The sequence below is a fragment of the Neptuniibacter sp. QD72_48 genome (assembly GCF_047778065.1).
Lineage (GTDB): Bacteria > Pseudomonadota > Gammaproteobacteria > Pseudomonadales > Balneatricaceae > Neptuniibacter.
Genome location: NZ_CP180547.1, coordinates 2,011,616 through 2,025,733 on the forward strand (window position 1 = coordinate 2,011,616; position 14,118 = coordinate 2,025,733).

A 14,118-nucleotide genomic window follows, 5' to 3' on the forward strand; every position below is an offset into this window, starting at 1 on the left:
TAGGAATGTCGACCCAGATTGCAACCTAAGTAGCATTTTGTACGCCATCTATCCATACCTGAGCACTAATCCCTCTTTATTAGTACGTGACTTCTCCCTAAGACTCTCGGGATTTTATCCTGCACAAACAGGACTTAACCCCTGATTAACAGGGAATCCTGCCGTTGTCGTATATATACCCTTAAGCCGAGAATGGTTACCAGCGAATATCAATCGCAAGTTATAACTTTCCTATAACACTAGGGTTTATAAAAATGACAAAAAAAATAAACATGACAGACTTAAAGCCGCTTTGCGCTGCAATTGGTCTTAGCTTAGTAGCAGGCGCTGCTACTGCTAAACCAATTACTTGGGACGACATCAAAAATGACGCAAACACTCCAGAAGACGTTCTAGGTTACGGTATCGGACCTAAAGCACAGCGCTGGAGCGACATGACAGAGATTAACGATAAAAACGTTAAGAAATTGACTCCTGCATGGTCTTTCTCCTTTGGTGATGAAAAACAGCGTGGTCAAGAAACTCAAGCACTAGTACATGATGGCATCATCTATGTAACTGGTTCTTACTCTCGCATGTTTGCACTAGATGCTAAAACGGGTAAGAAAATTTGGTCTTACTCTTACCGCCTACCAGACGACATCCGCCCTTGCTGTGACGTAGTTAACCGTGGTGCAGCTATTTTCGGAGATCTTGTTTACTTCGGCACTCTTGATGCAGCTATCGTAGCTCTAGATAAAAAAACTGGTAAGCGCGTTTGGAAGAAGAAATTTGCTGATCACACTGAAGGCTACACTATGACTGGTGCACCTACGATCATCAAAGATCAGAAAACGGGTAAAGCAATGCTTATCCACGGCTCTTCTGGTGATGAGTTTGGTGTAGTAGGCAAACTATTCGCTCGTGACCCTAAGACGGGTGAAGAGATCTGGATGCGCCCATTCGTTGAAGGTCACTACGGTCGCCTAGACGGCAAGAAGAGCACACCTACAGGTGATCCAAAAGCTCCATCTTGGCCTGATGATCCAAACTCACCAACAGGTAAAGTTGAAGCATGGAGCCACGGTGGTGGTGCACCTTGGCAGTCCGCTAGCTTCGACGTTGAAACAAACACTATCATCGTAGGTGCTGGTAACCCTGCACCATGGAATGGTTGGGCTCGTACTTCTCCAGGCGGCAATCCAGCTGACTACGACAGCCTATACACTTCCGGTCAGGTTGCAGTAGATCCATCTACGGGCGAAGTTAAGTGGTTCTACCAGCACACTCCAAACGATGCTTGGGATTTCTCTGGTAACAACGAACTTGTTCTGTTCGAATACAAGGACAAAGGCAAGACAATCAAAGCGACAGCTCACGCTGACCGTAACGGTTTCTTCTACGTTGTTGACCGTCAGAACGGTGACTTCATCCGCGGCTTCCCATTCGTAGACAACGTTACTTGGGCAACTCATATCGATCCTAAGACTGGTCGCCCAGTTGAGGTTGAAGGCCAACGCCCACCACCACCAGAGCCAGGCAAGAAAAAGGGTAAATCCATCGAAGTTTCTCCTCCTTTCCTAGGCGGCAAAAACTGGAACCCTATGGCTTACAGCCAAGACACAGGCCTATTCTACCTTGGCGCCAACCACTGGAAAGAAGACTACTGGACTGAAGAAGTTCACTACAAGCGCGGTGCTGCTTACCTAGGCCAAGGTTTCCGTATCAGAAAAATGTACGACGACCACGTAGGTGTTCTTCGTGCAGTAGACCCTAAGACTGGTAAGATCGTATGGTCTCACAAAGAGAAACTTCCTCTATGGTCTGGCGTTCTCGCTACCAAAGGCAACCTAATTTTCACAGGTACTGGTGATGGTTACTTCAAAGCATTCGACGCTAAGACTGGCGAAGAACTTTGGAAATTCCAGACTGGCTCCGGCATCGTATCCTCCCCTATCACTTGGGAAGAAGATGGCGAACAGTACATCGGCCTAGCTAGCGGTTACGGTGGCGCGGTACCTCTATGGGGTGGCGACATGGCTGACCTAACTAAGCCTGTATCACAGGGTGGTTCTTTCTGGGTATTCAAACTCCCTAAGAACTAATAGTTACTACTTGATGTAACCCAAGCCCGCGAGCTCCCCAATGCTTGCGGGCTTTTTAGGATAGAGATATGAAAAAAACAATATTATTTACGCTCCTACTGTCCAGCCAACTTGCTACTGCAGATGACCTAGTGATTAATGGCTGCACCATTGCCCCAGATACTAAATGTCCAGGCGTTAATTTGTCGGGTGCCGATCTAAGCAATGCAGATCTGTCTAGAGCTGATCTAACTGGCGCAAACCTAAGCGGTACTATCCTTCGTCACGCAGTTCTTAAAAACACCAAGATGGAAAAAGCAGATCTATCCAATGCAGATCTTGCTCGCGCGGATATGAGACACGCAACAGTTCGAGGCTCAAACCTAAGCCATGCCAATCTTGAAGCTATCAACGGTTGGGCATTGTTCGCGCAGGACGCAAATTTTTATCGCGCAAATTTACATGGCGCAAATTTAAATTTCTCTCGTCTTAGCAGCGCTAAATTCGTAGAAGCCAACCTTCAGGCTGCAAATCTAGAAATCGCCTGGATGACAAAAGCTATTTTGACAGGCGCCAACCTTAAAAACGCCAATCTACAGGAAGCTAAGCTAAATGCCGCGTCTTTAGAAAATGCTGACTTCACAGGCGTTAGGAAGCACTACGCTACATTCCAAGCAACCTATATGGACGGCTGCAAAGGCTGCCCATTTGGTTGGTCTAAGAATTAAATCCAAACAACAAAAAGGCGCATCGAACTTTGTTCCATGCGCCTTTTTTATAACCAAACTAATGCTAGCTCACATTAGTTCCCACTTTCACAAGACCGGTCTCTATAGCCAGATGCACTAATTCCGCCGTTGAACCTATATTCAACTTACTTTTTAGTATTGCGGTATAGTTAGAAACCGTCTTACTACTAATACAAAGCTGTTCTGAGATCTCTTTGACATTATTGCCTTGCGCTAACATAACAAAGATCTCAAACTCGCGCTGAGTCATCTCCTTAAGACGCTTATCCTTTTGCTCAGGGCGCGACACCGCTAAACGCATAGCCAACTCATGCTCGACATAAAGCTGCCCACCAGCAACCTTAGTAACTGCTTCAATCAAAACCTCCGGCGTACAGCTCTTAGTGATGTACCCTTTAGCACCTGCATCTAAAGCCTGAGTTACTACAGGTATTTCATCATACATACTGAAGAAAAGTATTTTGATATCAGGACAGCGCTGTAAGATTCGACGAGTTGCCTCAATACCACTGATGCCATTCATGTTGACGTCCATGATAACTACATCGGGTGTTTCAGATTGACACATACTATATGCCTGATCACCACTACCAGCTTCTAACACTTCACATGGAGCAAGCATTGTCGATAAAAGGCTTGCATAACCCTGACGCACTACAGCATGATCATCCGCTATTATTATTTTCATACCAATTCCTGTACTAAAGGGATTTGCAGAACAACTTCACTCCCTTTTTTATCTAACTTATTAATCTTTAGCTCACCTGACACACAACGAGCTCGCTCTTGCATTGATCGAAGCCCCAATCCTTGAGACCCAGAATCAACATACCCAACACCATCATCCATCACCCGCAGAACAAGGGCTTCGCCATCAAAAACAACCCTAACTAAAACATGCTCAGCCTGAGCATGCTGAGCCACATTATTTAAAGACTCCTGAAGTATTCGATAGATATGCGTATTAGTTTCATCATCTAACGAAGGAATAAAATCTGGTAAATCTAACGACACTTTCACTTGGTGAGATTGACGCCAAGTATCGACCTGCGTACGTATAGCATCTAACAAACCCAACTGCTCCAATATAACCGGATGCAGCTCTCTGATCAGCTGCCTGAAACTAGTCTGCATCGCATCACAGTTGATCGATATTTGATTACCCACCGAAGCAACCAAATCGGTATTAGACGAGTTTTCTTTTACCAAATAGGCTTGAGCTTTAATACCCGTGAGATATTGCCCAAGATCATCATGAAGCTCCCTGGCAAGATGAGCACGTTCAGTTTCCTGCAAACGCATTAATTCATGGGTCAGCTTTAAGTTATCGCTCTGAGCTTCCTGAAGGGAGTGAGCCATAGAATTAAAATGACCAGCTAACTGATTGATTTCTTTAATAGAATACTCTTCAAGTCGAGCAGCATAACGGCCCTTTTCAATTTCATTCAAAGCTGCAAGAAAATCTGATACAGGCTTAATCCCCTGACGGACACCAACATAGATTGCTAAATTTGAAAGTAATGCACTCAGCACAAATAGGACAAATACGTGCTGTACAGATTCCCAAACTTCCTCAACCTCATCGGTAGGATCTGCTTGCAGCTTTAGCGCTCTACCGTCAGGTAGGTATCGGTAATATTCTTTTTCAGTGAGCCGATCAAGTCCCGGTATTAAATCCATAAACCAAGCAGGAACTTCATCATCTATCTCTGAAGACAGTTCATCATCTGCACCTACCTCCCCACCACTTAAGGAATCATCAACAAGGATGATCTTTACGTGGCGAGTCTCTCCTTCGAGCATACTTTCAAGTAAATCACTGTCAGTGACCGCAACACTGAGTAACTGATGAGTAAAGCTAAGCCCAGCAGTAACTTCTCGAGTAATATCTTTGGTAGCTTGCTGAAGCGTTTCATAAATCGTGATCGATAGCGCTACAGCAAACACTGCTGAAACTAGTAAATTTAAGCGCAGGACTGCATTCATATGTACACCTATACTGATATCTCTAACAAAATTAGAGAACCTTCTAAGTATGCTAATGAGTCCCTATTGGTAAGAATCCCTCCAAGGACCGAAACAAAGTACTACTTAAGTACTCATTTCAACCCATAGTGGGAACAAAATGAATTATGGGGCGAACTTAATTACACCAGCATCAACTGCTAAATGAACAAGCTCCGCTGTAGATGCAATCTTCAATTTACTCTTAATCGTAGTAACGTAATTTGAGACTGTTTTAACATTAATTCCGAGTGTATCTGCGATTGTTCGATTGCTCTGACCGCGAGCAAGCATTACAAAGACCTCGAACTCTCTCTGCGTCAAATCCCGGAGACGGCCTTCTGTTACATCTTGGTTATTTAGAGCAAGTTTCATAATCAAGTCATACTCAATAAAAACCTCACCCTCTCTTATCTTTTCTACAGCTTCGATAAGCGTTTTAGGGGAGCCTGACTTGGTTATATAGCCCATAGCACCAGCATCTAACGCCTGCTTCACCATCAAAGCTTCGTCGTACATGCTAAAAAATAGGATTTTAGCATCACGGTCTTTATCTAAGATTCGAGTGGCCGCTTCTATGCCACTAATACCAGGCAGATTGATATCCATAATCACTAGATCTGGCTTTTCAGCAAAATATAACGCCTCAGACTCCTCTCCGCTTGCTGCCTCGATTATTTCACATGGCTCGATAACCGTAGGCAAGACACTTGCGTACCCCTGACGTACTACAGAATGATCATCAGTAATTAGGATTTTCATCGATACTCCAAGATATAAACTTGCACGCCAATCTTACCACCTAAAGTAGTAATTGTTTACATCTTAGCAACGAAAGAACTATGGGGTGTAACAAGAGGAAGGAGAAAGCCTGCGTACGCTTATACAAAGCGCACTCAGGCTTTAGAAAGATACGGATTATTTAACGTTAAAAACGCCTTCCATTCCTTTATGCTCTAGGCCTTCAGCGAAGAATTCAAATTTACCCGGCTTAATTGGCACGAAGTAAATTTCAGCTTCACCTTCCTGTTCAAACTCCAGCTCTTTTAAAGTAGCTGCTTTAATTTCCATATCGCCAGCTTCTACTTTGCGCAAGAAAATAGAATTAAATAAACCCGGAGCTTTCAATGCGTACTCAGTTTGACCGCTAGAGATAATCTTTAACTTGTATGACTTACCCGTCTCAAGGTTGTATTCCTTTTCAGACAAGTGATAACGATTATCTTCGGTTCCTAGAACAAGATCAGGAAGCTTTGCAGGTCTACGTGTTAAATCACCTTCAGCAACAGCCGCTGTACTAGTAATTGCAATAACAGAAGCTAAGCCGCAAGCAGCAAGATTCTTGATTAAGCTCATAATTCACCCTTGGTTTAAATTACTTATTATTTATGCACTTAATGCTAAAGACCGAACTGGGTAAAAGAATCCTACTTCAGTACTAATTGATTTCTACTTTCTTCATATTCCGAGTTCACGAAATCCCACTTATGCTGGGCATAAATCATAATAAAGATAACCGTGTTTTATGTTTAAAAATCAATCTAAGCCAACATTGACGGTACTTGCCACATTTTTCGCCGTCGCAACACATGCCCAGGCAAATCTAGAAGTTAACATAGGATATCTTCAGCAGCAGATGGATAATGGCCCGGTTTTATCAAACATTATTCCCGACCCTGAAGATTCTGGCCTCAAAGGCGCAGAGCTTGGCATCAACGACAACAACACAACTGGCCGCTTCTTAAAACATAAGTATTCACTGCAACAGTTCGATTCAGAAAATCCTGAAGAACTTATCAGCAAAGCCTCTGATCTCTATGCTCAAGGCGTTCGGTTTTTTGTTATCCACGCCCAAAGCCAGACCCTCAAAGATATCGACAAAGCGCTTCCTGATGAGGCAGTTATATTTAATTCTGGCTCCCCTTCTGATCAACTCAGAAGTAAAGAGTGCAACAACTCACTACTTCACACCCTACCTAGCCGAGCAATGCTGACAGATGCACTTGCGCAATGGCTGAAAGCTAAGCGCTTAAATAAAGTGCTCGTGATTTCAGGGCAAAAAGTTGAAGACAAGGCGTATACCCAAGCATTCAAACGTGCCGCTAAGCGCTTTGGCTTAAAGATTGTTGCCGAAAAGCAGTGGGATTACGATACCGATTTACGTCGTACAGCCCAGAGTGAAATGCCACTTTTCACACAAACTAAAGAGTACGATGTGGTCTTTGTGGCAGATGAGCGTGGCGATTTTGGCGAATACGTTTTGTATAACACTTGGCTTCCAAGACCTGTAGTTGGTACACAAGGCCTAAGCCCTGTTACATGGCACCGTGTTGTAGAACAATGGGGCGCAGCCCAACTGCAAAGCCGTTTTGACAAGCTAGCTAAGCGTTGGATGACTAATGAAGATTATGCTTCATGGGCTGCCGTACGAAGTGTAGGTGAAGCAGTAACTCGCACGAACTCTTCTGACCCCAAGGTGGCTTACGAATATATTCGTTCCGAGAAATTCGAACTAGCAGGCTTTAAAGGCAGAAAACTTAACTATAGAGAGTGGAATGGTCAGCTTAGACAACCAATTCCTCTTGTCCATCCGCGCTCTCTTGTATCACAATCCCCACAGGATGGATTCCTTCACCCTGTAAACGAACTTGATACTTTGGGCTTTGATAAATCCGAAGTTAAATGCAGCAATTAATTGGAGTAGTCATGAATTTTAAAAAGTTATTAAAACCCCTTGCTGCAGGTATGCTGATTGCCTCGCCTCTACTACACGCAGAGCTTGCCTATGTATCGAACGAAAAAGATGACACCATCTCTATCATCGACCTAAAAAGCTTGGAAGTTGTTGAGACACTAAATGTAGGCGAGCGCCCTCGCGGTATTTTATTCTCAAAGGACTACACAAAACTTTATATCTGCGCATCTGATTCTGATACCGTGCAGATTATGGACCTTGCAACCAAACAGATTATTGGCGAGCTCCCTTCAGGTGAAGACCCAGAGCAATTTGCACTTCACCCTAACGATCGCCACCTATACATCTCTAACGAAGATGATGCCTTAGTAACAATTGTTGATACACAAACTAGCGAAGTACTGGCTCAAATCGATGTTGGCGTAGAACCTGAAGGCATGGCTGTTAGCCCAGACGGTAAAATTGCCGTTAACACCAGTGAAACGACCAACATGGTTCACTGGATTGATACCACCACTTACGAGCTTATTGACAATACACTTGTAGATCAGCGTCCACGCCATGTTGAATTCAGCACCGACAGCAAGATCCTATGGGCGAGTTCTGAGATTGGCGGTACAGTTTCTGTTATCGATGTAGAAACACGCAAGATCTTTAAAAAGCTTACATTTGAAATCAAAGGCGTTCACCCTGACCGAGTTCAGCCTGTAGGCATCCGCCTATCGGATGATGGTAAATATGCATTCGTAGCGCTTGGCCCAGCTAACCACGTTGCAGTTGTAAACGCTAAAACCTATGAAGTTGAAGACTATATCCTAGTTGGTCGTCGTGTTTGGCACATGGACTTCAACGAAGATCAAACTAAGCTCCTAACGACCAACGGCATTAGCGGCGACGTATCGGTTATTGATATTAGCAAAATGAAAGCTGTAAAAAGCATTAAGGTAGGCCGCTACCCATGGGGCGTAAAAGTTAAACCATAGTAGTTTACCCACCCTATCAAACATATAAGGCCCACTCTGTGGGCCAATTTTGTTTATACCGCAAAGAGATTCAGCAATGAGTATCAATGTAGAATCCGTAAGTTTCAGCTACGGCCCTAGACAGGCGCTAAAGGATATTAGTTTTTCGCTAGAACCTGGGGAGTTCCATGGCCTTTTGGGACCTAATGGTGCAGGCAAATCGACACTATTCGCTTTAATAACTCGTCTAAATGCCATGCAAACCGGCGATATTCGTATCAATGAGCTTAGCATCAAGAAGCAACCTTCTAGCCTAATGAAAAAACTAGGCGTTGTGTTTCAGCAAAGCACCTTAGATTTAGATCTTACAGTTCAGCAAAATCTTTTATACCACGCTGCATTGCATGGCATATCAAAAGCCCAGGCTAGCGATAGGATCAAACTTGAGCTAGAACGAATGGAAATGTCAGATAGGACCAATGACAAGGTCCGAAGCCTTAACGGCGGTCACAGACGCCGTGTCGAGATAGCACGCGCACTCCTTCACCAACCAGAAATACTTTTATTAGACGAGCCAACTGTAGGTCTTGACCCTCAAACCCGCAGAGCACTTAACACCCATGTCCGCAACCTTTGCACGGACGAAAAATTGACTGTGCTATGGGCTACCCACCTAATGGAAGAGATTAAGGAAGAAGACCACATCGTCTTGCTCAACAAAGGCCAGATCATGATCAATGACAAAGCATCTGAGATGTTGAATCAATCAGGCTTAGACAATTTCACTGACGCTTTCCACCAGTTAACTGAAAAGCCTGCTAAGGAGGCTCTATGAGCTTTGCCAGTTATTGGAACTGTTTTTATGGCATTCTAGTTCGTGAATTTCTGCGATTCGTACAACAGCGCTCTAGATTCCTCAGCTCGTTAGTTAGACCACTACTTTGGCTAGTGGTATTTGCTGCCGGCTTCAGAGCGGCATTAGGTATCTCGATTATCCAGCCGTACGATACCTACATCACCTATGAGACTTACATCGCACCCGGCTTGTGCTGCATGATATTACTGTTTAACGGCATGCAGAGCAGCTTATCCATGGTGTATGACCGTGAAATGGGGAGTATGCGAGTACTGTTAATGAGCCCCCTTCCACGCCCATACTTACTGCTGTGTAAAATGGTCGCGACTGCCTTGATCTCGCTTACGCAAGTTTATGCTTTCTTATTAGTGGCATTATTGGTTGAGGTAGAGCCGCCGTTAATGGGCTACCTAACAGTCTTACCAGCATTACTGCTAGTTGCACTTTTACTAAGCTCTCTTGGATTATTCCTTTCGACTAAGATCAAACAGCTTGAGAATTTTGCGGGGGTAATGAACTTCGTTATCTTCCCGATGTTCTTCCTTTCTTCTGCACTCTATCCGCTTTGGAAGATGCAGGAATCAAGTGAATGGCTCTATTGGATCTGCATGGCAAATCCGTTTACCCATGCAGTTGAACTAGTCCGCTATGCACTTTATATGCAACTGAACCTTGAAGCATTAGGCATTACAGCATTCGCTACAGCGTTTTTTACTGCTTTTGCGGTTACTGGATTTAAACCTCAGAAGTCCGGTCGCTAGAATAAGCCGAACAGTTTAAAGCAAAAAGCCTCTCTTCTATGAAGAGAGGCTTTTTTATGCCTTCAACGCTGATTCGAGTTCTGCTCGATTTAACTCACTCGTACTTTTATGAAGATAAACCGTGGCAGGACGCCCCTTTAACACAACCACCTCATCAGCCAAAGCTAACGCTTCATCCAGATCATGCGTTACATAGATCATACAACGCTTTGGATTTTCGCAAACCAAATGGGAGATCAATTCCCTCATCTCCTCTCCCGTACTCATATCTAACGAGGTTAACGGCTCGTCCATCAACACCATTTCGGGATCAAGCAATAAGCAACGCGCTAAAGACACGCGCCTCGCCATACCTAATGATATCTGTGAAGGATAATGATCCCCATATCCAGATAATTTTACGGCCCCCAGCATCGCTTCGACCTTTTCTGAATTAGGCTCAATTAGGGCTAAATTCTGATTAATCGTTCTCCAAGGAAGCAACCTTGGCTCTTGAAATAGATAACCTATATCTATGCTTTCTTTATTCCAGCAATGAATCGCATTTTCAGCCAAGCCGGCTAGCTTGTTTAGTAATGTAGTTTTACCACAGCCGGAAGCGCCTAAAATGGCAATAGTTGAGCCTGCCTTTAATTCAAGCTCTATAGGTTGAAGAATGGTTTCGTCGCCGTAGCAAATCTTATCAGATGCAAATTTATACACGTTCTGAACCTCGCTGCCAGCGCTGAGCATACCGATCTAAAGGCTGCAAAATACACCACTCAATCATTTGAACAATAAAGATAAAGGCAAAACTGTAAGCAAGGATTGTTGCTACATCAAAAAGCTGAAAGGCCATATGAAGCTGAAAGCCGACCCCATCAGAGCGCCCCAACAATTCTACGACTAAAACGATCTTCCATATCAATGCCAAACCACTACGCGTCGCGACCATGATGTAAGGAAACAGTTGAGGCCACCATAATTCTGTAAGCTTTTGCTTGAAAGAGAAATGATAGGCTCTGGCCATCTCCTCCAGCTGCTCATCAAACATGCGCCCACCTTCACGTAAGGTCACAGCGACATTGGGTAATTTATTGATGATTACCGCACCGACTGCTGCTGCCTCAACCAAACCGAACCAGATATAAAGCAAGATAATTACAACTAGCGCTGGGACATTCAGAAGAATAATTAATAGAGGGTCTAATATTCTGTTTACTGTGGAAAATTTCCCCATCAGAACACCGAGTAGACCGCCAAGTAACATGGCGCAGAAGAAACTAATCGCAACTCGCTGCAAAGTAATCAGTAAACTATCCAACAGCCTTTGCTCGGACCACTCAACTTGCAAGGCGCTAAACACCTCACCAGGTGTGGGAAGCAATACGTTATTAACGAACGCCGCACTGCCCCACCATACAGCCAAGAGAACAAATATAGCTAACAGCTGGTCACTCAAACGACTTATATTGCCCGCTGAACTCATAGACCTGCCTTATAAAACATATCTTCGTTCAGCTCAGCACCTTTAAGTGATGGTTTGAATTGAGTAATCAACTTATAGAATACCTTAGCATCATCGATCTGATCAGCTGTTATAGGACTAGGTATGCCATTGCGGTACCCAGCAATAAGTGCATTAAAAACCTGGTCATTCTCAGCCCTCATTAGTTTACGAAGACCTAGCCAATGATCATCCTCATTCAACAATTGGTTCTTAGCTGCCATTACTGCATCTACAAAGCTATTTATCAACTCAGGATTACTATCCACTTGATCTTGCTTTACTAGATAGCCAAGCATAGGCAACTGACTAGTCATACCCAACTCTGCCATCATATCTTGCAGACTTATGACAGTTTTATAGCCTTCAGTCTCAAGCCTCGCCCCGTAATGCCAAAACGTGACTAACAGATCTAGACGACCACTTTTTAGTGACTGACTTAATAAGGGTGGCGAGCCAAACTGAACCTGTGCATCCGCCTCGAGATTAAGCCCATGTTTTCGTGCTGCCGCCCTGAGTAAAATCCAACCCTTATTCAAAGGCCCACCAGCAACACCTATTCTTTTACCTTTAAGCTCCGAAAGATCAGACAGCTGACTAGATGCAGGCTTCATAACCATCCCAACCTGCTTAGAGAACGGAATAAATCTAAAAGATTCGCCCTTACTGTTTCTATCCGCTGCCCATAACCAATCAGCAACAATCGCATCTGCATTTCCGCTAGTCAGCGCAACTTTTGCAGCGGACATACTAGCCACTTTAATTATATTTAGATCGAAATTATTAAGCTCATCTAATTTTTGATTCTTTAAGTGCTGCAACTCCCAATTAACGGTACCTGAAGCTAAAACAGCCACTTTAAATTGAGGCTTCTCTGCACCACCCCATACAAAAGACGGAATTAAAACCAATAAAAACAATACATTACGAACAAAAAACATAAAACTCCCATATACAACAAATTAGTGGGGCAATAGAGAAACTTAAAATAAGCCTCAATGCTGTGAGCAAACATAGTACTTTCGTACCTGTTTTTTTGCTCGATGGTAGAATTTAGACCCACACTTTCGCAGGGTGTAATAGGCGTGTAGAGAAATAGTAAGGAAAGCACCATCTGGCACCTTAAAATCGCAATGTATTTATGCGCCCTATTACTCATGAATACAGGCTTTGCAGACGATAAAAGCGATTATGCTGATACAACAGATTTTGAGCTGTTTTCAGCAGAAGGTTACCGATTGTTTCATTATCGCAGCCCTACACCATTAAAGAGCCTACACGGGAAAACACTTTTAACAGAAGATGTAATCCACCTACTAGAAACGGGAAATAAGCCTATTTTAGTAGATGTGCAACCCATCCCCTGGAATCGAGTTTTCATTCAAAAGGAACCCAGACTCCATATACCTGGCAGTGTATGGCTTCCTAACGTAGGCTTAGGCGAATTAGATGACGACTGGTCAGAATACTTCCAATCTAATCTGGAGCGCTTAACAACCGGCGACAAAAGCCTCCCAGTAATTATATACTGTCAGGCCGACTGCTGGATGTCATGGAATGCTTTAAAACGAGCTTCCGAATGGGGTTATACTAATCTGCTGTGGTATAGAAACGGCTCTGATGGCTGGATTGAACACGATTTAGAAACCAGTATTGCCAACCCTGAACCCTTTACACTAAAGAAGCATTAAATTTTACCAAGCATTAAAGTCTTACACGGAGTAAGATAGAGATAAGCTCAGGATGAGAATATAAGCTCATAATAAATATAATGAAATTGGAGATATTGTCGTGTACAAGATCCTGATCGCGGATGATCATCCGCTGTTCCGTGAAGCTATCATCAATGTTATCGAAAACAGCTTTACTGGCTGCCAGACACTGGAAACGGAAGATCTGGATAGTGCGCTTACAATCGCTCAAAATGAGGAAGAGCTAGATCTTATCCTGCTTGACCTTAACATGCCTGGAATGAACGGCCTTAATGGCTTGATCACACTGCGTAACGATCTACCAACAGTACCTGTGGTAATCGTATCAGCAGAAGAAGACAAGCAAATTGTACTTCAAGCTATCACCTATGGTGCTGTTGGCTTTATCACCAAGTCTTCACCTCGTGATCAAATGACTGAAGCTCTTCAGCAGATTCTTGCCGGCAACGTATATCTGCCTTCAGACATTATCCGCGCGAGCCAGCCTGATAGCCGACGCACTCAGCGCAAGGACGAAAACCAGATTCCACCAGAACTTTTATCATCTTTGACACGACGCCAACTGTTAGTACTTGAGCGTATGTCTAAGGGTGAATCCAACAAACAGATCGCTTACAACCTAAATATTGCGGAAACAACGGTAAAAGCCCATGTATCTGCAATCCTACGTAAGCTTGGCGTGCACAACCGTATTCAAGCAGTTCTATCTGCTGGCAACATTGACTTTAACGAATATCTTAAGCGCTAAACCTATATATTGGGTGACTGGTTCCAGTCACCCTTCCTTTACTCTCTCTTCTGGTTCAAACCATGCCAATAGGGATATATTG

General features: G+C 43.7%; 15 protein-coding genes. 8 read left to right on the top strand and 7 right to left on the bottom strand.

The window, feature by feature from the left end; genetic code table 11:
* Nucleotides 1-254: 254 nt before the first annotated feature.
* Together ACMXYX_RS08990 and ACMXYX_RS08995 are read left to right on the top strand one after the other, a co-directional pair.
* Nucleotides 255-2,084: a PQQ-dependent methanol/ethanol family dehydrogenase gene (locus ACMXYX_RS08990; protein ID WP_415905933.1), complete on the top strand. Its 1,830-nt coding sequence runs from the start codon at nucleotides 255-257 to the stop codon at nucleotides 2,082-2,084.
* Nucleotides 2,085-2,152: 68 nt separating this feature from the next.
* The gene (locus ACMXYX_RS08995; RefSeq protein ID WP_415896292.1) at nucleotides 2,153-2,791 is read left to right on the top strand and encodes a pentapeptide repeat-containing protein; all 639 of its coding nucleotides are present in this window, start codon (nucleotides 2,153-2,155) and stop codon (nucleotides 2,789-2,791) included.
* A gap of 64 nt (nucleotides 2,792-2,855) precedes the next feature.
* Here the strand turns inward: ACMXYX_RS08995 and ACMXYX_RS09000 are convergent, their stop codons facing one another.
* The 4 genes from ACMXYX_RS09000 to ACMXYX_RS09015 all read right to left on the bottom strand — a co-directional run bounded on the left by ACMXYX_RS09000 (nucleotide 2,856) and on the right by ACMXYX_RS09015 (nucleotide 6,172).
* Nucleotides 2,856-3,500 (bottom strand): response regulator, encoded by a 645-nt coding sequence (locus tag ACMXYX_RS09000; RefSeq protein ID WP_415881365.1) that lies wholly within the window; start codon nucleotides 3,498-3,500, stop codon nucleotides 2,856-2,858.
* The gene (locus ACMXYX_RS09005) at nucleotides 3,497-4,798 is read right to left on the bottom strand and encodes a histidine kinase (protein WP_415881366.1); all 1,302 of its coding nucleotides are present in this window, start codon (nucleotides 4,796-4,798) and stop codon (nucleotides 3,497-3,499) included. Before ACMXYX_RS09005 ends, ACMXYX_RS09000 begins: the two co-directional genes overlap by 4 nt.
* A gap of 144 nt (nucleotides 4,799-4,942) precedes the next feature.
* Entirely contained in the window at nucleotides 4,943-5,578 is a 636-nt protein-coding gene (locus tag ACMXYX_RS09010) for a response regulator transcription factor (protein WP_415881367.1), read from the bottom strand.
* Between the two features lie 156 nt (nucleotides 5,579-5,734).
* Nucleotides 5,735-6,172 (bottom strand): copper-binding protein, encoded by a 438-nt coding sequence (locus ACMXYX_RS09015; RefSeq protein ID WP_415881368.1) that lies wholly within the window; start codon nucleotides 6,170-6,172, stop codon nucleotides 5,735-5,737.
* 169 nt (nucleotides 6,173-6,341) lie between these two features.
* On the opposite strand from ACMXYX_RS09015, the gene ACMXYX_RS09020 reads away from it, so the two are divergent.
* The 4 genes from ACMXYX_RS09020 (at nucleotide 6,342) to ACMXYX_RS09035 (ending at nucleotide 10,090) form a co-directional block, all read left to right on the top strand.
* Complete coding sequence (locus ACMXYX_RS09020) at nucleotides 6,342-7,511, top strand: ABC transporter substrate-binding protein (RefSeq protein WP_415905934.1); 1,170 nt, start codon at nucleotides 6,342-6,344, stop codon at nucleotides 7,509-7,511.
* Nucleotides 7,512-7,522: 11 nt separating this feature from the next.
* Nucleotides 7,523-8,494 (top strand): YVTN family beta-propeller repeat protein, encoded by a 972-nt coding sequence (locus tag ACMXYX_RS09025; protein ID WP_415896294.1) that lies wholly within the window; start codon nucleotides 7,523-7,525, stop codon nucleotides 8,492-8,494.
* A gap of 76 nt (nucleotides 8,495-8,570) precedes the next feature.
* On the top strand, nucleotides 8,571-9,308 hold the full coding sequence (locus ACMXYX_RS09030; RefSeq protein ID WP_415896295.1) for an ABC transporter ATP-binding protein: 738 nt from the start codon (nucleotides 8,571-8,573) through the stop codon (nucleotides 9,306-9,308).
* Nucleotides 9,305-10,090, top strand: a complete 786-nt coding sequence (locus ACMXYX_RS09035; protein WP_415881372.1) for an ABC transporter permease — start codon at nucleotides 9,305-9,307, stop codon at nucleotides 10,088-10,090. Before ACMXYX_RS09030 ends, ACMXYX_RS09035 begins: the two co-directional genes overlap by 4 nt.
* Nucleotides 10,091-10,144: 54 nt before the next feature.
* Here ACMXYX_RS09035 and ACMXYX_RS09040 read toward each other — a convergent pair whose 3' ends face one another.
* From ACMXYX_RS09040 to ACMXYX_RS09050, 3 genes are read right to left on the bottom strand one after another with little or no spacing between them, the layout of a single operon-like run.
* Nucleotides 10,145-10,792 (bottom strand): ABC transporter ATP-binding protein, encoded by a 648-nt coding sequence (locus tag ACMXYX_RS09040; protein WP_415881373.1) that lies wholly within the window; start codon nucleotides 10,790-10,792, stop codon nucleotides 10,145-10,147.
* A complete protein-coding gene (locus ACMXYX_RS09045; RefSeq protein ID WP_415881374.1) occupies nucleotides 10,785-11,558 on the bottom strand; it encodes an ABC transporter permease in 774 nt (257 codons plus the stop codon). The genes ACMXYX_RS09040 and ACMXYX_RS09045 overlap by 8 nt, the downstream gene beginning before the upstream one ends.
* Nucleotides 11,555-12,517 carry an ABC transporter substrate-binding protein gene (locus tag ACMXYX_RS09050; RefSeq protein ID WP_415896296.1) on the bottom strand — a complete coding sequence of 321 codons (963 nt, stop codon included), beginning with the start codon at nucleotides 12,515-12,517 and terminating at the stop codon, nucleotides 11,555-11,557. The genes ACMXYX_RS09045 and ACMXYX_RS09050 overlap by 4 nt, the downstream gene beginning before the upstream one ends.
* Nucleotides 12,518-12,733: 216 nt before the next feature.
* On the opposite strand from ACMXYX_RS09050, the gene ACMXYX_RS09055 reads away from it, so the two are divergent.
* The gene (locus ACMXYX_RS09055; RefSeq protein WP_415896297.1) at nucleotides 12,734-13,267 is read left to right on the top strand and encodes a rhodanese-like domain-containing protein; all 534 of its coding nucleotides are present in this window, start codon (nucleotides 12,734-12,736) and stop codon (nucleotides 13,265-13,267) included.
* Nucleotides 13,268-13,367: 100 nt separating this feature from the next.
* On the top strand, nucleotides 13,368-14,036 hold the full coding sequence (locus ACMXYX_RS09060; RefSeq protein WP_415881377.1) for a response regulator: 669 nt from the start codon (nucleotides 13,368-13,370) through the stop codon (nucleotides 14,034-14,036).
* Nucleotides 14,037-14,118 lie beyond the last annotated feature (82 nt).